Annotated in this window: 17 protein-coding genes and 2 pseudogenes; 6 read left to right on the forward strand and 13 right to left on the reverse strand. The window is 39.0% G+C overall.

Annotated elements, in window-relative coordinates:
* Nucleotides 1-162 precede the first annotated feature (162 nt).
* Nucleotides 163-4,221 carry an RHS repeat domain-containing protein gene (locus HWQ47_RS06150; RefSeq protein WP_269970295.1) on the forward strand — a complete coding sequence of 1,353 codons (4,059 nt, stop codon included), beginning with the start codon at nucleotides 163-165 and terminating at the stop codon, nucleotides 4,219-4,221.
* A 13-nt stretch (nucleotides 4,222-4,234) separates the two neighbouring features.
* Complete coding sequence (locus HWQ47_RS06155) at nucleotides 4,235-5,422, forward strand: RHS repeat-associated core domain-containing protein (RefSeq protein WP_269970296.1); 1,188 nt, start codon at nucleotides 4,235-4,237, stop codon at nucleotides 5,420-5,422.
* Between the two features lie 478 nt (nucleotides 5,423-5,900).
* On the opposite strand, the gene HWQ47_RS06160 is transcribed toward HWQ47_RS06155, so the two are convergent.
* The 3 genes and pseudogenes from HWQ47_RS06160 to HWQ47_RS06170 form a co-directional block, all read right to left on the reverse strand.
* Nucleotides 5,901-6,936, reverse strand: a protein-coding gene (locus tag HWQ47_RS06160; RefSeq protein ID WP_443020110.1) for an IS630 family transposase whose coding sequence is annotated in 2 segments (ribosomal slippage) — nucleotides 5,901-6,476 and nucleotides 6,478-6,936 — 1,035 coding nt in all. Because the reading frame shifts where the segments join, the coding sequence is not laid out codon by codon here.
* Between the two features lie 21 nt (nucleotides 6,937-6,957).
* Nucleotides 6,958-8,194, reverse strand: a pseudogene (locus tag HWQ47_RS06165) (ISL3 family transposase).
* Between the two features lie 270 nt (nucleotides 8,195-8,464).
* Nucleotides 8,465-8,767, reverse strand: coding sequence for a superinfection immunity protein (locus tag HWQ47_RS06170; protein WP_269970298.1), 303 nt, complete (start codon nucleotides 8,765-8,767; stop codon nucleotides 8,465-8,467).
* Nucleotides 8,768-9,390: 623 nt separating this feature from the next.
* Between HWQ47_RS06170 and HWQ47_RS28055 the strand changes: the two genes are divergently transcribed.
* The 4 genes from HWQ47_RS28055 (at nucleotide 9,391) to HWQ47_RS06185 (ending at nucleotide 15,875) form a co-directional block, all read left to right on the forward strand.
* Complete coding sequence (locus HWQ47_RS28055) at nucleotides 9,391-9,684, forward strand: hypothetical protein (protein ID WP_442802115.1); 294 nt, start codon at nucleotides 9,391-9,393, stop codon at nucleotides 9,682-9,684.
* 3 nt (nucleotides 9,685-9,687) lie between these two features.
* Complete coding sequence (locus tag HWQ47_RS06175) at nucleotides 9,688-10,764, forward strand: EAL domain-containing protein (protein ID WP_269970299.1); 1,077 nt, start codon at nucleotides 9,688-9,690, stop codon at nucleotides 10,762-10,764.
* Nucleotides 10,765-11,009: 245 nt separating this feature from the next.
* The gene (locus HWQ47_RS06180) at nucleotides 11,010-15,632 is read left to right on the forward strand and encodes an RHS repeat domain-containing protein (RefSeq protein WP_269970300.1); all 4,623 of its coding nucleotides are present in this window, start codon (nucleotides 11,010-11,012) and stop codon (nucleotides 15,630-15,632) included.
* Between the two features lie 18 nt (nucleotides 15,633-15,650).
* On the forward strand, nucleotides 15,651-15,875 hold the full coding sequence (locus HWQ47_RS06185) for a hypothetical protein (protein ID WP_269970301.1): 225 nt from the start codon (nucleotides 15,651-15,653) through the stop codon (nucleotides 15,873-15,875).
* A 237-nt stretch (nucleotides 15,876-16,112) separates the two neighbouring features.
* Here the strand turns inward: HWQ47_RS06185 and HWQ47_RS06190 are convergent.
* From HWQ47_RS06190 to HWQ47_RS06235, 10 genes and pseudogenes are all read right to left on the reverse strand, one after another.
* Nucleotides 16,113-17,381, reverse strand: a pseudogene (locus HWQ47_RS06190) (ISL3 family transposase).
* 269 nt (nucleotides 17,382-17,650) lie between these two features.
* Complete coding sequence (locus HWQ47_RS06195; RefSeq protein WP_269970302.1) at nucleotides 17,651-18,154, reverse strand: hypothetical protein; 504 nt, start codon at nucleotides 18,152-18,154, stop codon at nucleotides 17,651-17,653.
* Nucleotides 18,155-18,630: 476 nt separating this feature from the next.
* Complete coding sequence (locus HWQ47_RS06200; protein WP_269970303.1) at nucleotides 18,631-19,614, reverse strand: hypothetical protein; 984 nt, start codon at nucleotides 19,612-19,614, stop codon at nucleotides 18,631-18,633.
* Between the two features lie 1,679 nt (nucleotides 19,615-21,293).
* Nucleotides 21,294-21,584: an ogr/Delta-like zinc finger family protein gene (locus HWQ47_RS06205; protein ID WP_269970304.1), complete on the reverse strand. Its 291-nt coding sequence runs from the start codon at nucleotides 21,582-21,584 to the stop codon at nucleotides 21,294-21,296.
* A gap of 49 nt (nucleotides 21,585-21,633) precedes the next feature.
* A complete protein-coding gene (locus HWQ47_RS06210; protein ID WP_269970305.1) occupies nucleotides 21,634-21,831 on the reverse strand; it encodes a hypothetical protein in 198 nt (65 codons plus the stop codon).
* A 5-nt stretch (nucleotides 21,832-21,836) separates the two neighbouring features.
* Nucleotides 21,837-21,989 (reverse strand): hypothetical protein, encoded by a 153-nt coding sequence (locus tag HWQ47_RS06215; RefSeq protein ID WP_269970306.1) that lies wholly within the window; start codon nucleotides 21,987-21,989, stop codon nucleotides 21,837-21,839.
* Between the two features lie 88 nt (nucleotides 21,990-22,077).
* Nucleotides 22,078-22,329 carry a hypothetical protein gene (locus HWQ47_RS06220; protein WP_269970307.1) on the reverse strand — a complete coding sequence of 84 codons (252 nt, stop codon included), beginning with the start codon at nucleotides 22,327-22,329 and terminating at the stop codon, nucleotides 22,078-22,080.
* Nucleotides 22,326-23,174, reverse strand: a complete 849-nt coding sequence (locus HWQ47_RS06225) for an HNH endonuclease signature motif containing protein (protein ID WP_269970308.1) — start codon at nucleotides 23,172-23,174, stop codon at nucleotides 22,326-22,328. Before HWQ47_RS06225 ends, HWQ47_RS06220 begins: the two co-directional genes overlap by 4 nt.
* A gap of 1 nt (nucleotide 23,175) precedes the next feature.
* Nucleotides 23,176-23,418: a hypothetical protein gene (locus HWQ47_RS06230; protein ID WP_269970309.1), complete on the reverse strand. Its 243-nt coding sequence runs from the start codon at nucleotides 23,416-23,418 to the stop codon at nucleotides 23,176-23,178.
* Between the two features lie 120 nt (nucleotides 23,419-23,538).
* Complete coding sequence (locus HWQ47_RS06235) at nucleotides 23,539-25,029, reverse strand: DNA cytosine methyltransferase (protein ID WP_269970310.1); 1,491 nt, start codon at nucleotides 25,027-25,029, stop codon at nucleotides 23,539-23,541.
* Nucleotide 25,030 lies beyond the last annotated feature (1 nt).

The following is a 25,030-nucleotide window of genomic DNA, read 5'->3' on the forward strand; positions in this document are numbered from 1 at the left end:
ATTCACCTGCACATACGTGACCCTCGTCACCGTTATCGACAACCTTCATGGAAACAATTGTCATTTGCATCTACCTTGTGGTTAAAAATCATTCTTAATCGAGACGTGAAATTTACACTCTCTAAATTAAAGGTTTTAGCCAATTAGCAAAATGGAGTCGACATGCATACCTTTCGTTCTTTTTCATGGTTTTTCGTTTTATGTTCACTATTGCTTAGTGCATCTGCTTCGGCATCTCCCACAACAGAAAAAGTCGTTTCTGACAATGCAGTGGCAATCGAAACGGAAGAGGCTAATTCCGTAGAAGTAGAAGCGGCTGAAAGTGTTGCTCGTGGTTTATCGAGTCGAAACTCTGGATTTGAGACGTTAATAAGTGCTGCTAATGCAAGCCAATCAATTTTAAAATCACCAATTGAAAGCATAAATGATTTTGGTGATCATTATGATGTTTCATCAGGTTCGGTAACGTTTAAACGAACCGATATATCCATTCCAGGCAATTCAAAACTCAGTGTTAGTTATTCCATCTCTCATCCCACCAGTTTTTCATCCATTACAACATGGATAGAAGACATCCCTAAAATTGAAATGACTTATGGTAATGGTGATTCCGACGGAAATAACATGCCAATATCTTGGCGTGATGGACTGTATTGTAGCGGTTCGCAGAAATACAACAGAAAGGGCACTAAAGAGGATTGGAATTCATTAGATATAGATAGAGAATTATTTTTTTCTCGTGCAAGGTTGATTGTGCCTGAACATGAGATTAATGAAAAATTACTCAACAATACGGGCATACTTTCGTCTAATATCAGCATTGAAAAATACCCTTACACAACCCGCTCAAATTGGCGACTAGCTTGTTATACCTCAGCGACTACTGGTAAAGAAGGCTTTAAAGCGACCTCTCCCTCAGGTGATACATATTATTTTGATATTCCAGCGAGACGCCAACGAAACATTGTTGGCGGCTCTTTAGGTACAGCGGCATTAGATTCAACACCACCTGATATTATGGCTCATATAATAAAAGATTATAGAACTCTTTTTGTCAGTAAAATTGAAGATAAACACGGTAATTGGGTTAATTATGAATATGAGGTGAGTGACCGATATTGGCCTGAACATATTGATATGTGGCCAGAGCAACATGATATAGCTGTTCGCCTTAAAAGTATTTCTAGTAATGATAATCGGCGTATTACAGTTTCTCGCACTGATAACACCGTTGCAGTTAGCTCTACAGGGGAAACGTGGCGCTACACGTTAGATATAGATAAAAAGGACCGAATACGTGGAGTACGTAATCACTTACTCATCGAACAACCGAATGGCTTAACGTGGGATTATAAATTGACTAGTCCAACACTTTACGGTGCTGATTCTAACAATCAATGGAAGTGTCTATGGGATTACTATCCTGCTTGGCATGTAAACTCCCCTATGACTGTCATCAATTCTCAAGGTGCTATTGCGACATTCGATTTTGACTTTGTTAGTAGCCACTTCTCTAATGCAGGACCCAACACAGGACCTTGCAGTTATACCTATGCGTTGATGAACAAAACTATTAATGGCAATCAATTACCTATAACAGAAAGTTATACTTACTCTGAAACACTTGGAACTCTATACTTTCAGGATAACAATCCCCCCAAAGAAAGCCTTCTGTCAGCCCCCGTTCCTACAACGGTTGACCGATTAAACTATAAATTAGTGACAAAAGTAGCATCTAATGGTAGTACAACCAAGTTCTATGTTAACCGTAGAGCTCGGTCAGGATTACTCGGCACGATAGGGGCCATTGAATATTCAAACACGCATACATCACCATTAGCATTGACAGAGTTGCGTTCATATCACTTATCTGATGCTAAAGGGCTTAGCGGTACAAGTTATTGGGATGAAGGGGAAAGTGACGAAACAACCCCCAGACTAACCAGCATAGAATATCAATACGACGGTGCGACTGGAGTGACGACCTATTACTCAGACTATAATCGTTTTGATGCTCCTGAAACAACTTCCATCAGTGATTCTAGTATGGGGTTGTATCGCTCTTATAAGACAACATATGAGCATGACTATGATGCTTGGGTGTTGAATCTACCTAAATATGAATTTACAGCTGTAGAGGGAAGTATTTATAAGCAAACTAAAGCATCCAAATATTCAGTGACATCGCCATTTATGCTTAAAAAAGCTACTGGAATGCTGTCAAACCACATCTCTAACATAGATTATCATTCAGATGGAAACGTTAAAAAAATAACCTATCTTTTATCCAACCGATATATTCAATATGATAATTATTACCGAGGCAAACCCCGTAAGGTGACGTTACCTTGTTCAATAACCAATGGTTGTGATACCACAAATGGCAGTAGCGCCAATACGATAGTTGCTTTATACGAGTTTAATAGTGATGGCACCACGAAAAATGTAACTGATTTTAATGGCCGGAAAACTAACTACAGTTACAACAATATGGGCTGGTTAACTAAGATTGACCATGTTGACCCCAAATGGACTGACACACTCATTGATTATCATGTTGTTACAACCGCAAACGATGGTATTGCCGGTAGTCACATTGCTGTCGGTCAGTTAAGGCAAACGGTTACTCAAGGTAATTATGAAAACACAATTTATCATGATGGTTTATTAAGGCCAACCTTCACGCGAACGCGTGATAAAACCAATCCTGCAACGGTGAGTTATCAGCGCACGCAATATGACCATGAAAGTAGGCCAACATTGCAATCGTTCCCAAGCAATAACGCAAGTAATACGGTTGGAATGCTCACGAAGTACGATGCATTAGGTCGTACAACGTCAATTACGCGTCAAAGTGATAATGCAACCAGTAATATTGAGTATTTAAGTGGTTATCGTCAACAAGTAACCGATGCAAAGAATAACGTAACGACCACCACATACCTTCCTTATCGAGATTTGAGTAACTCATTACCCGTAACGGTTGAAACACCAGATAGTGATGATATTCATATCGAATATAATGAATTTGACCAGGTAACGTCTATAACACAAGGGGAGGTTACGGAAACACGGCTTTATGATAATGAACAACACCTTTGTAAAACTTATCGTCCTGAAACTGGCGCAACCGTTCATGGTTACAATGCCATGCGTCAACCCATTTGGCGTGCTGAAGGTCTAGGGGGGGGCAATAATAGTTGCACCGCTTCTTCGGTGTCAGCTTCTGACAAAGTGTTGTTGGATTATGACCATTTAGGTCGATTAAATTCAGAAAATTATCCTGACTCTACACCAGATAAAACCTATCGTTACGATGCTAACGGCAATCTCACATATCTTATTGCTGGTAGTGGAAATAATGCCATTAGTTGGAGTTATCTGTATAACTCGCTCAACTTAGTAGAGAAGGAAACCTTGGCACTTGATGGGAAGAACTACGTGTTGGATTGGGAATACAATAATCTTGGTGCAGTATCATCACTTCGTTATCCCTCAGGTCGCACGATTAGTTATGCGCCAAATGCACTAGGTCAAGCGACACAAGCTGCAGAAGGGAGTCACCAATATGCAAGTCATGTCACTTATCATCCTAATGGACAGCTAAAGCAATTAACGTACGGTAATGGCATTGTGCGCAATGTGGCATTAGACACCACTGGCCGTATTGATGCTATCTCTGACAGTAAAGGTGCAAGTTACTTATTACGCTTAGACCCAAGTTATGACCAAAATGATAATTTAATAGGGTTGATTGATTGGGTTGACCGTAATAACGACATCGATAATATGAGTTTCGACGGGGTGAATCGTCTGTTAACTGCTGATGGTAAATGGGGGCGTGGAAGTTATAGTTATGATGGTTTAGGTAACATATTAAGCCGCAGTATCAGTGGTTCAACTATTCACTATAATTATAACAACTTGAACCGATTGAACAATATCCGTGGCGCCTATGGTTACACTTACGGTTACGATACACGGGGTAATGTGATTCATAATGGCCGTTATGGATTGTCATTTAACCGTGCCAATCAAGTCTCCACGGCGAAAGGCATACCTTATCGTTATGATGGTCATAACCGCAGAGTGAAAAAGAATAATAATTACAGTGTTTATAGCCAAGCTGGGCAATTGCTGTATCGACAGAAGGCAAATAACGACAAAATAGACAGTGTCTATCTTGGAAAACAATTAATTGCTGATATTGAAAGTCGATAAAGGAGAGGCAGGTATGAAAACACAAAATTCAACATTATTGATATTCTATTTTATGGCTCTCTTCCTTATTGGAAGTATGGTCAGTCAATCTGCACAGGCTGAGCAAGGTCGTACTGTGTTTATTCCCATCGCGGTAGGGGATATAACTACGTTTATTCCTATTATGCCCTCAAGTCATTTAGGGCAGGTTGCGACAACGAGCACGGATGGCCGTTATGATTTGAGTTGGTCAGCGGTTGACAATGCGAGTTATTATCAAATCATCATTACTGATGAAAACAATGAAAAACAAATCATTAGGGTCACAGGTACTTATTATTCATTGGCAGGATTAGCACTTGGCAATAATAAAGTAGAGGTACAAGCTTGTAATGCTCATAATCAATGTGGTGTGGGTTACGTTGCGGGCACAGTTTCACGTAACAGCAAAGTCACTTACCAGCATACTGATATGTTGGGTACACCAGTGCTGGAAACGAACGAATCAGGACAAGTGGTCAGTCGTAGTGTATATGAACCATTTGGTAAACGTCTTGGGGGTGAAAAAGCGGGAATAGGATATACGGGTCATTTACAAGATGAAGACCTCGGCCTAACCTATATGCAGGCACGATACTATGATCCACTTATCGGGCGTTTTTATTCGAATGATCCGTTAGCATTCAGAGATGTACATAGCTTTAATCGTTACGCTTATGCTGCGAACAACCCTTATAAATATACAGACCCAGATGGTAAAGACTTTAAAGCTACATACATTTCTTTAAAAATGCCTTTTTACGGCTCTGTTGATGTTGGGATAGTAACATTTACACCAAATTCTGCTGGTGATGGTTCGACGACGAGTGGTGCTTTTGCTCGAATCAATAGAAGTGCTTCTGAAGTTGATAGTGATTCATCCAAAGGCCTTTTAAAACAAACAGGAATTAAAGTTGGAGCAATTGGAGGTGCTACCTTTGGCAAAGAGGAAGGTAGTCATACTTCCGAAACTTTTCAAGGAACTGATGCGTCAATTGATGCAGGACTTGGTCCTGTAGCAGTTTCATTAGGGGGGCTAGCATCAGGTGAGACTTCTGTGGCTACTGAAATTGGGGCGGCCATAGGTCTTGATGCTAGTGTTAGCCAGACTGTTACAATAACGAATGAAGATATTGGACAAGCGGTAACTAAAGCCTATGAAGCTATTAAAGAAACCTTCTAAGAGAATATTTGTAGGGGCAAAAAAATGAAAAGATCCATAAAATTTAAGTTGGCGTTGTTAATTCAAGTGTTACTCACTATGGTTTACAAGCTTATTGTTGTAAAAGGAAGCGCTCTGCATGAAATACTATTTTGGGTTGGGATGACACTAGGTATCTACATATTTTATATGGTGTTTGGATATTTTTGCCATCATTGTAATAAGAATCAGATCATGAAAGGTTATTTTTCATATAGGCTTCCTAGCGATACTTGCTGGCATTGTGGTAAAAAGTTAAAGGGGTAAGACGCCTATTGGTATTAAAGCCCCGCTAGGGGCTTATATATCGACCTGAAAGCCTTGCACAGCAAGGAACTGGCAATTCGCTGACCACGCATTGACCACACCTAACCGTTAGGAATGAAAAAACCGCCTTAATTGGCGGTTTTTTATTACTTAGATATGTAAATATAGAATACTTTAATACCAATCGGTATAATCATCTGGTCAGATTTATCCATGAACGATTGCATAGATTCTTTACAGTATCAATGTCACTAATAAAGCTATTCCAAGCTTGCGTGCATTGCTCGACAATGTCCTCATAATTGGCAAAACACCTATTGGCTAAATGGCGCTGTCTCATCCATCCCCAAACTTGTTCGATAGGATTAAGCTCTGGTGAATAGGGAGGTAGTTTAATCATGGTTAGATTATCGAATTCATTATCTAGATCTTTTGTATGCCAACCGGCACCATCCATGATCACGACAGCGTGGCGATCTGGAAGAGTTGCTTCAGAAATTAACTTTAGGTGTTGCCGCATGAACCTTTTATCTACCCATGGAGTGATCAACGCTTCGGTATTTCCATTCGACGGACATACCGCCCCAAAAACATAAGCGTACTCAAACTGTTGTTGTCGAACGACTCTTGGACGACTTCCTTTTTTTGCCCATAAGCGTGTCGTCGTGTTTTGTTGCCCTATACGAGCTTCATCTTGAAACCAAACATCAACTTGAGTCAGGGCAATATGACCGGGGATGTTAAGGATCGTTTCCAAGCGGAAGTTTTTTAAAAGCTTCTTGTGCTTTTTGGGATTGTTTAGGATGTTTTGACCTACTCGTTATCCAAGAAAAACCTAGCCGCTTTAATACTCTATAGACACTTGATGGTTCATAATTGATACCAAAGTGCTGAAAAATATATTCATTAATATCAGCACCCGATAGTCTGCCACCTTCTTCAGATAAACTTTGCTGCTCAATGAATGTTGCGAGTTGTTTAGATTGAGTCTTGTTTAAAGATGGAGGTCGGCCAGGTGATGTTTTGTGCTCAAGGCCCGCTAAACCGTCGGTTAAGAAATCACTTACCCATTTGTTTACACTGGTACGACTCACCTTAAGAATACTCGTGATCTCAATGCGGTTATGCCCTTCACTGAAATGTGCTAATGCCAAAAGACGGATCCGCTTTTGTGCATTTTTCTCTCGTCGTGCCAGAGAGCGAAAGTCAGTGGTATTAAGCTTTTCCATATGTAACCGGCTCTTCTCCGCTTAGGTGAGCTTGATATTTGGATAAAAGGTTGAATGGGTATCAGGGACTGATGTTTGTCTGATCTTGAGTTTGAAGTATTCAATGTCTCGTATCCCTCTAGCTCTTCGCCTGAGTAAGCCAATAGAGACATTCCCCGCTTCAACTCGAGCGTTGGTTAATCTATATTTTGCGTAATTGCATACACCAATTTTTTTATCCAATAGTGCGTCTGCATAATTATACAAGGACAATATCCTCGTTGACCTAGTAAGACCGCACCAAGCTTCAAGTGCCTTAACCATCGACGTGTAACACGGTTCATCCCATATCGCTTGTAACTGCTCTTTCAGCATATACAATGCAGAGAGTCTTGTTACTCTCGAGTAAATCACCAAGCCTATCTGACTGCCTTTCATCCAACTTATGGGCGTTTTTTAGCAAGAGAAACAACGTTCCTTTGAGCATCTTTTTATCTTCATGAGAACCATTTCGAAAGGCTTTGGCGCGTTCTTTTTTGATGAGTAAGCAGTAGTTTTGCATCACATGAAATCGGTCGAAAACGATATCTGCGTTAGGGAGCATTTTCCTTACTGCCGATTGATAAGGCTGACCCATATCCATTGAAACCGCTTTAATACCGTCTCTTGTAGTTGTTGAGAATTGCTCGAAGAACGAAATAAGGATTGCTGCTTTTCTACCGTGTTCGACCCAAATTAAATGACCAGAAACCAAATCGTATACAACGGTCATGTAGTCATGCCTTTTGGCTCTGGCTACTTCATCAACGCCAATATGGATTAAGTTGTTAAGCTTCGCTGGCTCCAAGCCTGGCAGAATTGAATGTAGATATTCCTTATCAATGTTTTTTACCGTTTCCCAACGAATTCCTAGATGTTGAGACACTGCGTGAATACTCATGTACCGGCATAATCCACTGATGAACTTACAGAAGCGAGTTGTATATCTCGCTCCTTTGGCAACGAATTCAGTCGCTTCAATTAACCTTATGCCGTCTTTATTTCTGGTCTGAGCGAGTTCAACTTCGATGCGACAAGGACGTCCACTAACAGGTAAGTCATGTACCCGTCTTCTTACGTAGTGATCGACGGTACATTGGCTTTCAGTTCTTGGCTCTTCAACCTTAAACCGCCTATCTCGGCGGCATTGTACAAGAACCGCCTGAGAATCTTTTTCGATAGAAAAGGACTGTACACATTGGCCTTTAAAGCCAAATAGGGTGGATGATAATGATGGCAAGGTATATTCGCTTATTCACAAATAAGAAAGTGTTGTAAATAATAATGTTATTTATGATCTTTGATATGAATAGACTCACCTAAGCGGAGAAGAGCCCATTTTGTATTTCTTAAATATTTGTAATCGCTGAACTACTGTAGTCAATAAGCATGATTGAATTCATTTTCCTAAATGTAGATCTCAGAAACTACTACCGCTAGGGCAAACAACATCAAAAAACAATTTTGAGGCTTTTTTAAGGTTATAACTTCATTTTGTAAATCTGGAAATTTAAAGTAACGCTTTCTTTTTCATGTCAAACTCATCTTGAGTTAGGATTCCTTTCTCTTTCAATTTGTGAAGCTTTTCGATTTGAGAGGCCACATCAATTGTTGATGTTTTACTCGGCTCAATGAAACACCAAATTAGTGCAATAAGCCAGCCGCTCCCCGCCACTAAGCCACCAAATACATTAACTAAAATAATCGGTATCCTGTGTGGATGTTTTTTCTTGATGGCGATAATAGTTGGTAAAAATACCAATGGTAATAAAACCAAAATTATCAGTAATTGAAAAATACCTATACTTCCCAAATTGTTCTCCTTTCTTATAAGAGTTAAATACTCTGCTGAGAGTCACTTCTTATGTTGATAAATCAACATATTTCTAATTATTTTAGCAAGTTATTAGTATCACATCAGTGAAGTAATATCCATTTTGGCATTTGGTAAGACTCAGCTTATAACTGTCATATATGCAGTTTGGGGAGCTGCTATCCATAGAGATAAATGTAAAGCCATATTAACTTGATTGAGCTGGCTAGACTGTTCTAATTAAAATGTTTTGGGGCAGAAACATGCCAGAAGCATTCCGCTAGCACGTTACACGTGCCTGTTTAGAATCGGCCAGTTATCAGCATAAAACGTGCCAATATTATTCCACTGACACATATTGAGACAGAAATAAGTCATCGAACTTTCTATTTTACCATTCAATAGATAATAGCCCTCAAATTCCATACAACACTGTCCTGCATTAATAATGCAGGATTATATAGCTACCAGTATTACTTATGAGATCTGAGGGGTTGAACTAATGTTAAGACAATGGAAACTTTTTTTTGTTTTTTATCGCCACCTAGACTATCTGTAGTTTGAGTTTTAGCGTAGTTAATGGGTTCCTTGTTAGAACTGCGCTTACTCAAGATGCAGAGCTATTGCTATATGAATTTCACGACTCACTCCTCAACGCACACAAGATTCTTGAGAAGCAAGTTGCACCAAATAAATTCGATTGCTCTCTGGAGTCAATAGCGAAACTCTCTCACGAGGTATATTCACACCCCAGTATTCGAATGCTTGGGTTGGCAGACAAAGATAATCCTGTATGCAACACTGAAGGTCCTACCTTGAGGTTAGATAATTACTCCATTCATCGATTTTCAGAGGAATACTATTTAGTCTCGGATCTTGATAACAACAATGCTCATAGCGAATTGCTTTTAGTTTGAGAGATGAAGGGCTGGCAACTATATGCGAGCCTTACACCATTTTTGATTAGTCATTTGGAAGAAGATAAATGTATAAAATGCCTTTCTTATGAAGTGATTATAGAAGGAGAACCAATACTAAAATTTGAGGGTGTGCCAATAGATACTCCTTATGTAGAGTCTCAGGTAACACGGAAAGAGGGTTTATTGGATGTGAGTTTAAAACTGGTTCCCAATAAGGAGTTCTACGATTCCTATACACAACTTAGTCTATTGGGTTCTCTCATAATCTCTTTCACCATAGCATCTATATTCACGGCACTGTTGTACAAATTAATTACCATCCGGCAATCATTTCATCATGTGCTCAATGAGGCTATCAATAAAGCTGAATTTGTCCCTTACTATCAACCAATAGTTGATAGTCGAACTTCTGAAGTTATTGGTGCTGAAGTGCTTGTACGATGGATAAAGCCTGATGGAAAGATCATTCCACCCTATCAGTTTATTCCATATGCCGAAGACTCTGGTTTGATCGTTCCAATTACTGATCAGCTAATTGAAAAGGTTATTCAAGACATAGTGAAACTCGGTTGGAGCGGTGGTACTCAATTCATGAGTATCAATATAGTGCCTGTTCATCTAACCAATGACGAACTGTTTAATTTGGTAAAAGCCCTGTGTGAAAAACACCATATAGTCCCTTCAACGTTAAGCTTAGAGATCACAGAACGACAAAAGATCCCTGATCTATCTTTGGCAAAAGCGACACTAAATCGTTTTTATGAATACGGTATTAATCTGAAGTTAGATGATGCTGGTACGGGTTACGGTGGATTTTCTTACGTTCAAGAACTTGGTATTTTAACACTAAAAATAGATAAAATGTTCATTGATACGATTGAGACCGATGATGTTAAGAATAGTGTCCTAGATGCCATTATCTCATTTATAGAAACTTCTAATCTAGATGCGATAGCCGAAGGCGTTGAGAACCAAAAACAAGTGGAGTATTTGAAACAGCGTGGAATATATAAGATTCAAGGATATGTTTACGGTAAGCCGATGCCAATTGAAGACTTAGAGGTATATCCTAAGTAAATCAACCCTATTACCTGTTTACGCACGAATCCTTACGCTAGGCCAACCTTGAACAAAACTAGTAACTTAACTTGACATCTAGTTAGTAATGATTATTATTTGCAATTAGATTTTATCCTTAAAGGTGTAGGAGGTTGTTGTTAATAAAAAGTGTATTTTTATGGGTTATATTGACTTAAATTAACATGGTGGTTCAATTAATAATATTTTTTATTAATACCATTTCTATTATCATGGAGTAGATAATGAGACTTATCTTAATTTGTATCGTTTTATTTTCTTGTTCAGTATTTTCAGAAGAAAATAATTGGTTAGATGATTTGTCGAGGCAAGCTAATTCATTCGAGCCACCGATTATCAGCATTGATAGTTCACCTAAATATTTTCAAGAAAAATTCAATCCTTTTAATGGTGCTTATTTAATAGATGTTTTTTCGATAGATACGCCAGGAAACTTCCCGTTGTTTTCAAAATTAACCTTAACCCATAATCCTATCTATAGATATTACGATTCAGATCCTGATATGAGGGTTATAAGTGAACTTTCAATTCCAAGAATACATGGAAGGGTTACCTTTCATGGTAATCAACCGTGGAGTGAGAAGTCAAAAAGGCTATGTACATATGAAGTGCCTGAAGTCGATCTACCTCATAGGGAAAGATATGGTCCATTTGTTATCTTAGATGATGGAGTAGAGGATGTTTTAATTAAAAAAGATTTAAATAACAATAAATATCCAGAGGCGGTGTTTTATACAAAAAACAATAGCAAGGTATTTTGCAAGTCAAATAATCAAGGTGTTGAATATTTTGTTGTTAATGACTCCTTAGGTAATGAATATACTTTTGACAGATTGCATTATAAGAAAGACAGTAGTGGCTCTAGGAAATATTTAAATTATACTTTTTTGCCTTCTAAGATAGAAGATAAATTTGGAAATAAAGTTGAACTTTATTATGATATTGAACCCGTAACTGAGAAGTATAGTAATATAAAAGGGACTATTAATAGAATATCCTGGAGTGATGGCAGAGAATTACTTATTGAGGGGACAGGTAGGCAGCCTATTAGTACATATAACATTCATTATGGTGGCAAAACATGGAGCGTTGGAGCCTTTGGAGGTAAAGACTTTCGTGACTTCACTTTGCCAAACAATGAACAGTTAAGAATTGAATATGAAGATGTATATTTTTTTACAGGGTGGGATTACGAATATAAGTATATCCTTCCTGATAACTCATATATCAAATATGAGACAGCATACATGGTAGGGTGCGGGCCATATATATCGTCAGAAGATAACGAAGAAGTCCTATCATTTGATGATGACGAGGCACAAATTCATTATTGTAAAGTGCCTTATTCAGAGACCTCTCCATTTTACAGTGCTAATAAAACACACACATGGATAGATAAACGACATTTCCCAACATTGAAACGAAAAACAGTATCCGCAAAAGGACGTGAAGATGCTGTTTTTACTTATAACTTTACTAATGGGTTACTTGATTTAAGAGCAAGTAACACATTGGTGTCTAAAAATCATGAACGTCGTACTTTGGAAGTGATAGGGCCTGATAACATAAAAGTCTATGTTCATAACCCCTCTTTTAATCATAAAGAGGGAGAGCTTATTGAATATTCAGTATTAGATATAAATAATAGAAGAGTTTTACAGCAACAATTATATAATTATGAATATTATGTTATGGATGGTTATGCTTGTGGAAGGCGAGGTTGTATTGAAAGTAAATATGTTGATGGTAAGAAAAATTGGGATAAATATCATTTTAAAAGACTACGTAGCAGTGAAAGGATCGTAAGTGAGAATACGAATTATAATTTCGAGGTTATTTTAAGGGATACGTTTGATAATGAAACCGTGGTGAAAGAATTCATAAGTGATGGGGGAGTTAAGTATTCAAAATTTGAATATGCAAACTTTACAAATTTATGGTCATTATCTAATGTTAAATCGATAGCGGTGTCTTATGATGGTTTATCTTGGAAGAACATTAAGAGTTTTGAATACTTCCCTGAAAATAGTGTCTATAAATCATCATTAAAAAATGAACATGTATACGGAAAACTGTATAAGAATTATGTGTCATATCACAGTGACGGAAACTTAAAAAAGACAACTCATAATGGAAGTAATAATTACAAGCAATTTGATGATTACTATCGAGGTAAGGCTCGTAAAATTACCGTTCCTTGTGCAACAACAAATGGTTGTAACACTGTAAATAATAGTACAACCAATACAGCAATTGCTAAGTTTGAAGTAAATAATGACGGTGCAATTAAAAGTGTTACGGACTTTAATGGTAATAAAGTTAGTTATAGTTACAATCATATTGGTTGGTTAACTAATATTGATTATGCCGATAATAGGTGGATTGATAAGAATATAAGCTATAATTATGTAACTAGTGCTAATGACGGTATTCCCGATAGTGATATTATAGTTGGTCAGGTTAAACAAACAATAACGCAAGGAAATCTTGAGCAAGTAATTTATTATGATGGTTTGATGCAACCAACTTTTACTCGTGCCCGAGATAAAACGAATAATGACACTATTCGCTATCTACGTACAAGATACGACTCCGATAATCGTCCAATACTGCAATCCTTTCCTAGTAATAATGCCAGCAGTAATATGGGTATATTTACTGAGTATGATGCTGTTGGACGTGTGATATCCATCACTCGTCAAAGTGATGGTGCCACGTCAACGATTGAATATCTTAATGATAATAAACTACAATTCACCGATGCAAATGGTAATGCGACGAAGACAAGCTATCTTGCTTATAGTAGCCCGAGTTACGATAAGCCTACATTAATAGAAGCACCAAATACTGATGATACAGTCATTGATTATAACCAATTTGGTCAAATAACGTCTATTTCACAAGGTAATGTAACAGAGAAACGTTTGTACGATAGTTATCAACAACTCTGTAAAATGAGTCGACCTGAAGCGGGTGTAACTGCATATGATTATAATGTTCAGCGTAAACCAATTTGGTATGCCGAGGGGACTAATGGTGGTATGAATAATTGTACGACTTCATCTGTACCAGCAACACATAAAGTACTCTTGAATTATGACAATTTAGATCAACTTAGAACAGAAAACTTCCCCGACATGACACCCGATAATGTTTATCATTATGATACTAATGGTAATTTATTAAGTTTAGTGTCAGGCAGTGGCAGCAATACCATCAGTTGGCGTTACCTATATAACTCGCTTAATTTAATAGAAAAAGAAACGCTGTCACTGGATGGGAAGAGTTTTGTATTAGATTGGAACTATAACAATTTAGGTGCAGTGAATTCTCTCAAGTACCCCTCAGGAAAAATAATTAACTACGCGCCAAATGCTTTAGGTCAGCCAACTAAAGCAAGTGAAGGTAACATCAACTATGCAAACAATGTGAAATATCATCCCAATGGTCAAGTTAAAAGTTTTTCTTATGGAAATGGGATCACTCGAAATGTGACTTTAGATACAACAGGGCGTATTGATTTAATTAATGATGTGAAAGCATCATTAATTAAAATGAAACTTGATCCTCGCTATGATGTTAATGATAACTTAACTGGGGTCGTTGATTGGCTCGACCCCAGTAATGACATTGATAACATAAGTTATGATGGCGTAAATCGCTTGAGATCTGCTGATGGAAAATGGGGTCGTGGGAGTTATAGCTATGATGGATTAGGTAATATTGAAACTCGCAGTATTAGTGGTTCATCTATCACTTATCACTATAACAACTTTAATCGCCTTAATAACCTTAGTGGTGCCTATGGCTACACTTATGGTCACGATACTCGAGGCAATGTAATTAACAATGGTCGCTATGGATTGGCATTTAACCGTGCAAACCAAGTTACCACGGCGAAAGGTATACCTTATCGTTATGACGGACATAATCGGAGAGTGAAAAAGAATAATGATCATAGTGTTTATAGTCAAAGTGGACAACTTTTAGCTCGTTTAACCCCAAGTAGTGGATTGACGGAATCGATATATTTAGATAATAAGCTCATTGCTGAAACGACACCTACATCTGTGCGTTATCAACATACGGATATGCTTGGTACGCCAGTACTTGAGACTGACCGTTCAGGAAATACATTAACGAAAAGTGTTTATGAGCCTTTTGGTAAACGTCTTGGTGGTGAAAAAGCGGGGATAGGGTATACGGGTCATTTACAAGATGAAGACCTCGGCCTGACCTATATGCAGGCACGATACTATGATCCGTTGATTGGACGTTTTTATTCGAATGACCCTATTGGGTTTAGGGATGTGCATAGTTTTAATCGTTATGCTTATGGTAATAATAACCCGTATAAATATACAGACCCAGATGGTAAGGCTGCTGAAAGCTGGTTAAATAGGCCTGGCGGCGTGAGCATCCAGCAACATCAAGATGCTTATACTGGAGCTGCTGCGATTGGTGTTGCGGTTTGGACTGCCGGAGCTGCATCTGTATCAGTGACTACTTCTGCATCCATTATTGCCTTGGAAGTTACAGCTGTGGCGACTGGAGATATGCCTTTATCTCCATTTTCTCGAGTAAATGCTGTTAAATTGGAAAAGCAATTGGCTTCACAGTCACAATTAACAGAGCTTGCAGCAGGTGCTGGGACTGTTATCAGCCAACCAGCTAAGCAAGCTAATAGAATTGCATCTCAAACAGGTTTCGAAGCAAAGAACATCCAAAAAGTAAGCTCTGAGGCGCATGTTGCAAAAGATGGTTCACAAGTTCAGACTCATACATTTAGAGATGCAGAATCTAATACACTGATTGAACCAAAAACAATAATAAATGAAACTAACTAATATTTTTGGCGGGGGCTTATGGCTAGACTAAAACGAATATATTCAATAAGTGAAAAATGCTTTATTGATGTTGTAAAATCTGAAAGTGGGTATTTTGAGCTAGAACAATTTGCTAGAAAATATGATTGTGAAGAAGAGGTTTTCTATGAGATTAGAGAGTATCCAGGGCCAGTAGGGAAATTTGGTGAATTTGATTCAGCAATAGAAGAAGCTGAGAGGCTGATGAAGCTATGTCATGACTAAAATATAAAGCCAATTGTTTCCTATGTTGTCCAAAGCCCCGCAAGGGGCTTATATATCGACCTGAAAGCCTTGCACAGCAAGGAACTGGCAATTCGCTGACCACGCATTGACCACACTTAACCGTTAGGAATGAAAAAACCGCCTTAATTAGTGGTTTTTTTATTGCTTAGATATGTAAATATAGAATGCTTTGAGTATCGTTCTAAATCACTTCTGGACAAAAGTGAGTTACAAAGCTTACCCTTGATTAGCTAGTTCGAATAAGGAAAAGGGCTCTTCTCCGCTTAACATGAGCTTGATATTTGGATAAAAGGTTGAATGGGTATCAGGGACTGATGTTTGTCTGATCTTGAGTTTGAAATAGTCAATGTCTCGTATCCCTCTAGCCCTTCGCCTGAGTAAACCAATAGAGACATTCCCAGCTTCAACCCGAGCATTAGTTAATCTATATTTTGCATAATTGCATAATTGCATAATTACATAATTACATAAGGACAATATCCTCGTTGCTCTAGCAAGACTGCACCAACCTTCAAGTGCCTTAACCATCGACTCGTAACAGGGTTCATCCCAGATCGCTTGTAACTGCTCTTTCAGCATATAAACAATGCAGAGAGTCTTGTTACTCTCGAGCAAGTCATCAAGCCTATCAGACTGGCTGTCATCCAGTTTGTGAGCGTTTTTCAGCAAGAGAAATAACGTTCCCTTGAGCATTCTTTTCTCTTCATTAGAACCATTTCGAAAGGCTTTTGATCGTTCTTTCTTGATTAACAGGCAGTAGTTTTGCATCACATGAAATCGGTCGAAAACGATATCGGCATTAGGCAGCATTTTCCTTACTGCGGATTGATAAGGTTGACCCATATCCATTGAAACCGCTTTAATACCGTCTCTCGTAGATGTGGATAGTTGCTCGAAGAACGAAATAAGGATCGCTGCTTTTCTACCGTGTTCGACCCAAATTAAATGACCAGAAACCAAATCGTATACAACGGTCATGTAGTCATGTCTTTTAGCTCTGGCGACCTCATCAACGCCAATATGGATTAAGTTGGTAAGCTCCTCTGGCTTTAGGCCTGGCAGGGTTGAATGGAGATATTCTTTATCAATGTTCTTTACCGTCTCTCAACGAATACCTAGATGTTGAGAGACTGCGTGAATGCTCATGTGCCGGCACAACCCGCTGATGAACTGACAGAAGCGAACTGTATATCGCGCTCCTTTTGCAACGTATTCTGTAGTCTCAATTAACCTTCTGCCGTTTTTGTCTTTGGTCTGAGCGAGTTCAACTTCGATACTACAGGGACGCCCACTAACAGGTAGATCGTGTACCTGTCTTCTTACATAGTGATCGACTGTACAAAGCCTTTCAGTTCTTGGCTCTTTAACCTTAAACCGCCTATCTCGGCGGCATTGTACAAGAACCGCCTGAGAACCTTTTTCGATAGAAAAGGACTGTACACATTGGCCTTTAAAGCCAAATAGGGTGGATGATAATGATGGCAAGGTATATTCGCTTATTCACAAATAAGAAAGTGTTGTAAATAATAATGTTATTTATGATCTTTGATATGAATAGACTCACCTAAGCGGAGAAGAGCCTCATTAGTAATGATTACCTTAAGAAAGCGGGATTATATTCACTAAGAGATGGATCGCAGTTCACTCTCGAAACCAGAAGCTAACCAGAAAGTTAAGTTAGGCGTTCTAAATGAACTGCTCTGTGCAGGTGGTGTGGAGGCTAGATACCTTCGACTACCCAATTATGCTCTACGTCAATCTTCATAAGGCCTTGCATGTACATAGTTCTTTTCAAAACCAATAATTCCACCAGTATACTGAGATAATTTACATTTAACCAAGTACCTGATTGCCAATTGATAAGGTAGGCCATAATTTACAAAATAGGTTCTTCCACAAACCAGTTGAACAACAAGACCAAATTTGTTTGTATCGAATTCTTTTACATAAGAATCCGCTATGGAAGCTTCGAAAGAAGCCCTTGCGTTTACAGCTACTGGGAGTGACGCTTTTTTACCATTGCGAGCACACCCAAATCCCTCAAGCCAATAGAACTCTTCATTTTCATTCACGTAGCCAAACGCCGAAATATCTATTGGAAATTTGCTGTTATTAACTACCGATAGATATGACTTAAATGAGCTATTAACTCGTCTATGTTCCAGACGTACAAGATAAGCTTCTTTGATGGCAGCAAAGTACAACGCTACTAATGAAACAACTAGAGATATTACTGAAACTGATTCTGCAATTGTCATTCTAGACTCCATAAGAACATAACTGCTTATTATCCAGCGTCTCGGATAAATATCAGTCTATAAAAAATCTTCAATAAAAATAGCAATGTAACCTATTAATGTAAATCAACTAATCTCTCATTTCCCTTTGGTTTTCTGGTTGGTCACTCAGCAAAGTGAACAAGAACGTTTATCGAGTCCATTGTAAGTCCACACTTAAAAATTAAGCATTTGAAAGATAAGTACTTATATTTCACCCTCTAATTTATCGAAGCGTTTTGAGCTGATTTTAACTGCGATAAAAGTAAAGAACGGTGTAGGCAAAAAAAATCTATTCAGTAAACCCCTTTCACATTCGCTTTTATAAAGATAAAGTTTCATTTGGCTTGCTTACTTCTTGAGCGGTGAAACTTATAAAGGGGCAAAACTAAGCCAGAGTACATGACCTAACTTGGTTTATTACAATAAGAAAAGTATCTTAAAACCTCAAACTCTTGTTAGGGAGTGATACTAATTTCAAACACATGCCTTCCAGAATAAGGTTTCAGCTTAGTGCCTAGTTGTCCCATAAGCCCTTCAAGCTCAACTTCTGTCATTATTGCATCGAATCCTTTAGCTACAAGCCAATCCTTAACTACTTTGACATTCAATATGTCAGTGTTTACGAACTCTTTATTGAAATCAGGCTTGAAGTAGTTGATTAAAGTTGCTTCGCATATACTAGTAATTACTCCGTTCGGTAGCTTGGACCAAGTCCTTAACACTAAATGGTTTTTATTTGCATTCAACTTGTAGATAGTTGCTTCATCGATAACGAAAAAGTAAGCGAAGTAGTCAAAATGCTCATTGTGCTTTGATGATAAAATCGGCCCCCATTTCTCATGATTTTTTAATCGCTTGAATGTGCTTCTATTAGATTTACCTATATAGCAAATTTCTAATTTAGATAATAGATCCATGTCATAGTGATTTATGAGTTGGTAAACAAATAGATTCGCATCTACAGGCTCACCATTATTCATACCACTTGCTATTGGGCATCTAACATTAAGTTGTTCTTCGGTGGAATCTGGTTTTACTTGAGCTAGGCGGCGATACTTTTCACTATTAGAAACGTTTGAACCATCAATGGCTATAAAATCTGACAATGCATAATCAACAAATTCATTTATCGTTTTGAACCTAGATTTTAAGCCCTTCGATAAGTCACTCTCACCATCAAACCAATATTTTGCCATGTTAAAAATGACATTGTATTGCTTTCCATCTACAAGTAATTTCCCTTCCACACAGTAGTTTGTAGTCATTTCAAATGAAGATGGTATAAATTTAACTTTTGAAGTTTTAACAATTGCATATATTGTCGATTTACTTATGATTTCTAATTCTTCAAGTATTTTTATATTTTTCTCTTCAAAAATTCTGTAATGAGGTTGATACATATATTGACTGACATATGTATTGAAATATTTTGCACTCATAAACGATACCTTTTTAGCTCTATAACGCTACTTATACGGCAATTTAGCTATGATTGTATCAAAGCATAATCAGTGACTTGGTGAAAGATATCAAATATTAGATTGATCAATGAATCATTGTTTTACCGTTGCGTTAATCGTACATCTATTCGGATAAGTTTTGATAGGGTAAACTCACATTAATAACATATGAGTGAGTTTTTACTCTAGCGAATAAAGGGGCAAAAATCAGTTTCAAATCCCAACAAGTAAAGCCAAATCGAAGAGGCTTATGAACAGGTGCAAGTTTGCACGAGGACTTCGATTTCAGGGATGAAATAGCAGAGCGCCCAGGGATGGGTTTACAGCGTACCGAGAGATTACTTGCACGTAAGCACGCTGCAAGCGATAGATTACAATGAAGGCAGACCTTCAAAAACTCACCCAATACCAAAAATTCAAATGAATCAAACCAGAAAATGTAATCAGACTTCATTCGAAGGCTAGCAAGTTTTGGGGCAAAAATTGTTTAAAGCGGTAATTCTAAATCTGTGATCACCAAGGAACAACCAACTTGCAAACACACGTAGCTATTATTACAAAATGCTTAGCATGACGAAGGATCACAACCCCACAAAAGCGTGACGACTTACAAGCTGTCACGCTTCGCTTCATCAAACCTACGCTTTAATAATCCCCTGTTCATGTTGTTTCTGGTACTGAGGTGATGCCAAACACTGATCACTGATAGGTTTCGGCCAGTGTATCGCGGTTGTTCTCAGGCCTTGAGCATGCGGGGTGTGTTCTGGTGGTGAGTGCGCAGTTCTGGTGCAGAGGTGATGCCAAGCACTGATCACTGATAGGTTTTGGGCTGTGTATCGAGGTTGTTCTCTGGTCTTGAGCGTGCGGGGTGTGTTCTGGTGGTGAGGTGATGCCAAACACTGATCACTGTTAGGTTTCGGGCTGTGTATCGTGATGGTTCTCAGGCCTTGAGTGTGCGGGGTGTGTTCTGGTGGTGAGGTGATGCCAAGCATTGATCAGTGGTAGGTTTCGGCCAGTGTATCGCGGTTGTTCTCAGGCTTTGAGTGCGCGGGTTGTGTTCTGGTGTTGAGGTGATGCCAAGCATTGATCTCTGGTAGGTTTCGGCCAGTGCATCGCGGTTGTTCTTATGTACTGAGTGTGCGGGTTGCGTTCTGGTGCTGAGGTGATGCCAAACACTGTTCACTGGTAGGTTTCGGGCTGTGTATCGCCCATGAGTAAGTGGAAAGCTATTCTTTCTCGCTATCGCTTGATCGCTGCTTAGTCTCATGTCGTAGCAAGCGACTCAATCGCAAACCAACACAATTAAATTGTGATTATGTCTAGTGGCGTTACGGCACCACTGATAGAGGATGACACCGCTTAATGTTTGAGGGCTATCAGTTAATCGCGCATTAAATCACCCGATATAAGCATGAATGTGCAGAGTTACGCATGAGGTACGCGCGCAGGCCTTGCGTCGGCACTCCCACCCCTCCGCACCGAAATTCAGCACGTTAAAAAAACGAAAAATAGAGGTTGTAAAAACCTATTGAACATTTAAATGTAAGGATTTGATTATAAATAAAAATAAGTCTAATGATTTCGCGATCTCTGCGATCCTTTCAGATCGCAATCGTTCGTTTTTAGGGTATTTAATTTGACTTTATTTTACCAACTATTCAGCGTTTCGTTAGCGGGATAAAATTCATCGCTGGAGTTGGTGCTTTGTGCTTGATGATTGGTGCTTGCACCTCGATTTTACATAACTCGGGTTGTAATTCGGGATCGGGTTTGCTGCCTACTCGTTTGGCGTAATGTGAGAATGTAAGGTGAAGAATAAAAACTTCTGAGCAGTTTAAATTTAGACACTGGCAATACATCTCACGCATCCCAACAGCTAATTTTTTTGAAGTCGCAATTCGCCCACCTGATAAACACTTTGGACATTCAATCATTGATTTTCGCGCCATTGAATCACCTCTTAATGTGTATGTGTAAATAAGCGCTCAAACATATGATTTAGTTTGAGCAGAAAAATACTGCTTGGTGTTTTTTAAGTACTGCCCATGAGGACATTAAATTATTGATGTTTGCAAAGTTCGTATCATCAAAACAGTTAATCGCATATGCATTACCGCAATACCCACCCGTGACTTGGCTATTGGTGAGTACAAAGCTCAATTCAGCCCCATTTTTCAATACAATAGGGTTCCCCATGACTTTCATGTCCAGCGGTTTTTCAAATGAATCACGTGCTTTCGAATAAGTTCGTTTTCGTGAAATGATGCAGATAAAAAGAGTTGGTTTTCACCTGTTAACATGGCGTCATTCAGTGCAATTTCTGCAAAGTACAACACCATCAAATGCTTACTCATCTAACCTATTTTCTATTGGGTTATTTTAACAAAACCCACTGTCTATTAGTTAGTAAAGCTGTTGATTTAAAAGAAAAACCAACACCATTTAAGCGGTGTTTATTGTAGGTTTAAGCTTAAACAGTGTGTCAGTGACCATTGCCGCTTCATTTATCCTTTTTATTCCCTTGTGCCAACTTTGTTGAGACAGTCCATGTCTCGTTCTTGCAATTGTAGATGTGACACCTTCAACAAAATAATCGTTGAGTGCTGAAATTTTATTGGGGCTCGTTATCCGTGTAAGGCGCAATAATAGGTCTATACGCTGTTCACACTCACCACCCCGTATAAGGCAACTCATAACAAACTCCTAGAAGACGTTAACTCTGATATTTTTGCATTGATTTTAGCCATAATGACAACACTCTCCTTGAATTCGTCTGGTGCACTCTTCAATCCAAGTGCAGTCAGATAACCCCCTTCACACTTATTGGCTACCACTAAATTATCTAGCCGAGGGTTTAGCCTATTACCGTCTTTGTAATAAATACTCATTCCTTCTGGAATATCTCCGTGATGGGCTTCCCATACTAATGTAGATTCATTTACCCAAATATTAGGGTCGGCGATTTTGTATTGTGGAAACCCTGTGTTCGTCACTCGAAAACGACCAATGGGTAAATGGTTATGTGGAAACCGATCCTTTTTAAAAGTACTCGAACTTGCCTTTAGCACGACCCCCGGCTTGGAATGCCACAAACGGCCCGACCGAATGCCATTCCTATTAATTAAGGATTTAATTTGCTGGTAGGTTTTGTGAATACCAAACTGTTGATAAAACAGTTTGGGTATGTCTACCGCTCGGTATACCAAGTATGTTTCAGCAATAAACGCAAGCTGTTCTATCCTGACGCTACTCGCAAGCTGTTCTATCCTGACGCTACTCGCAAGCTGTTCTATCCTGACGCTACTCGCAAGTTGTTCTATTGTGACGCTACTCGGAACACTTTTTTTGGACTTAGGCGCTCTCCAATTTAGGTCATTAATAAATTTGTTATTGGCAATGACCCTTCTTATTTGATAAGGGGTTTTATCAAGATTAAATCTCTGGTTAAAAACAATGGTTAAATGGTTAATTTCCATTGTCTTATAATTCAACTTGATAAAATCAAGCATTTCAACCGAGTACCTTAACCCCTTTGACATACTATAATTCTCCGTCTTTCAGCATTGCAGGTACGTTAGCCTGTCCACCAATAAGATCATCGTATACGGCTACTTTTACATCTAGAGCTAATCTTCCGTTGTTAACAACTTCACGAGCTAGGCCAGCCATAGCCTTAGAACGTATAACTTCCATCCTAACTTGTTCATTGCTTAAGTCTTCACAGCCTAAACGTTCAAGCTGTGCGAATAGATGATTATTTAAGTCAATTTGTTTGTTTTTCATGCTGCATATTCCTAATTTAAGTTAATGTTATTTATTGCATTTCTTTAGTGTCTTAGTGAGTGCGCTTATCACTCCCAAGCCCAAAAGTATTAAAACTGATGATGATCTTCACCCAACTTGTTAAGCCGCAAGATTAATCTGCTCAGGCAAGTTGGCCATGACTAAGGCCTGTGCTACAGGTGGACAAACAGCGTTGCCACATCTTGCGACTTGGCTTGCTTTTGATAGCTTTTTCCCCTTACTGTCATGGGTGATAGAGTAATCATAGGGAAACCCTTGAGCTGCAAAGAGTTCATGGGGTTCCAGCATCCTCATCCCTATATCTATTATTTGAAAATCTTCCCCTTTTATGGTGATTAAGCCGAATCTATCCTTTGTAGTGACCGTGTGCAGGGGCTTATCACATCGATGAGCGTTACCAGTGCCATAGTATTCAACTAAAAACGCCCGGACTTCACCAATATGAAAGCCACCGGCTGAAATGGTGTGTACGGGTTCATTTGTGCTATGGCCAATATTATCCCCGCGCATTTTTATCATATGGCTGGTCACGAGCTGTGACTTGCCACCACCACTTGCTGTGATGGTGCCCAGTGGTGCATCAATGGAATGACCGACACTGTTACCAAATTGACGGCAGATAATGGGAGCCACTAACGCAAAATGCCCCCCTTTCACCTGCGCACAAATAGTCCTTAAAGGTTCATTAATGGGCATGTTTCGCTGATTACTGGCATTAGCATGCTCAGTAATAAATGGCGTGGTACATTCACCAGGTACAATGAATGGCTCATTCGCATTAATCACAAACTTCTCTAAGCCCTTCGCTATCCGTTTCATGGTATTTTCAGCCAATGGTCGCTTGCGGTTGAAAATTGATTTAACGGGAATATTCCAGTCGATAATATCGGCGGCAGTACGATAGGGAAGCAACCCATTCCCATGGGTTGGTTGAGGCCATTCAATGGGCTGCCCGTCATGACGAGCAATGAGAAATAGACGTTTCCTGATAGTTGGGGCGCCATAATCACACGCTTTAATTATTTTCCACTCAACTGCGTACCCTAAGCCCTTTTCGATTTTAGACAGATTAAAATCATCTCCAAGAGCATGTTTAATATCTGCAATTGCTGGATGGTTTAGCGATAATCCCGTAGTAAGCGCTAATATGAACGCCTGAAAGGTTTCGCCTCTACGTTCTTTGCAAGCCTTACCATTTACAACTGGGCCCCAGGTTAAGAACTCCTCAACATTCTCAAGCATGATCATTCTGACAGGCACTAAAGCAGCCCAGCGAACAGCAACCCAAGCTAAGCCACGAATATTTTTATTGACGGGTGTGGCGCCTTTTGCTCGAGAGAAATGCTTACAGTCAGGACTAAACCAAGCAAGCCCCACTGGCCGACCTTGGCATGCCTCAACGGGGTCAACATCCCATATTGATTCACAGTAATGTTTAGTTTCTGGATGATTCATTCTATGCATATCAATGGCAGCGGGGTCATGATTGATAGCAATATCAACATGACGGCCTAAGCCTAATTCCATCCCAGTACTGGCACCGCCACCACCTGCAAAGTTATCAACCACTATTTCATCGGGTAAAAGCATT

The organism is Shewanella sp. MTB7 (assembly GCF_027571385.1).
GTDB lineage: Bacteria > Pseudomonadota > Gammaproteobacteria > Enterobacterales > Shewanellaceae > Shewanella.

Coding starts and splice junctions, on each gene's coding strand:
- HWQ47_RS06215 (WP_269970306.1), bottom strand. CDS start 21,989: ATGAGTAAGCATTTGATGGTGTTGTACTTTGCAGAAATTGCACTGAAT.
- HWQ47_RS06220 (WP_269970307.1), bottom strand. CDS start 22,329: ATGAGTTGCCTTATACGGGGTGGTGAGTGTGAACAGCGTATAGACCTA.
- HWQ47_RS06180 (WP_269970300.1), top strand. CDS start 11,010: ATGAGACTTATCTTAATTTGTATCGTTTTATTTTCTTGTTCAGTATTT.
- HWQ47_RS06230 (WP_269970309.1), bottom strand. CDS start 23,418: ATGAAAAACAAACAAATTGACTTAAATAATCATCTATTCGCACAGCTT.
- HWQ47_RS06155 (WP_269970296.1), top strand. CDS start 4,235: ATGAAAACACAAAATTCAACATTATTGATATTCTATTTTATGGCTCTC.
- HWQ47_RS06150 (WP_269970295.1), top strand. CDS start 163: ATGCATACCTTTCGTTCTTTTTCATGGTTTTTCGTTTTATGTTCACTA.
- HWQ47_RS06175 (WP_269970299.1), top strand. CDS start 9,688: ATGAAGGGCTGGCAACTATATGCGAGCCTTACACCATTTTTGATTAGT.
- HWQ47_RS06185 (WP_269970301.1), top strand. CDS start 15,651: ATGGCTAGACTAAAACGAATATATTCAATAAGTGAAAAATGCTTTATT.
- HWQ47_RS06210 (WP_269970305.1), bottom strand. CDS start 21,831: ATGGGGAACCCTATTGTATTGAAAAATGGGGCTGAATTGAGCTTTGTA.
- HWQ47_RS06205 (WP_269970304.1), bottom strand. CDS start 21,584: ATGGCGCGAAAATCAATGATTGAATGTCCAAAGTGTTTATCAGGTGGG.
- HWQ47_RS06195 (WP_269970302.1), bottom strand. CDS start 18,154: ATGACAATTGCAGAATCAGTTTCAGTAATATCTCTAGTTGTTTCATTA.
- HWQ47_RS06200 (WP_269970303.1), bottom strand. CDS start 19,614: ATGAGTGCAAAATATTTCAATACATATGTCAGTCAATATATGTATCAA.
- HWQ47_RS06235 (WP_269970310.1), bottom strand. CDS start 25,029: ATGCTTTTACCCGATGAAATAGTGGTTGATAACTTTGCAGGTGGTGGC.
- HWQ47_RS06225 (WP_269970308.1), bottom strand. CDS start 23,174: ATGTCAAAGGGGTTAAGGTACTCGGTTGAAATGCTTGATTTTATCAAG.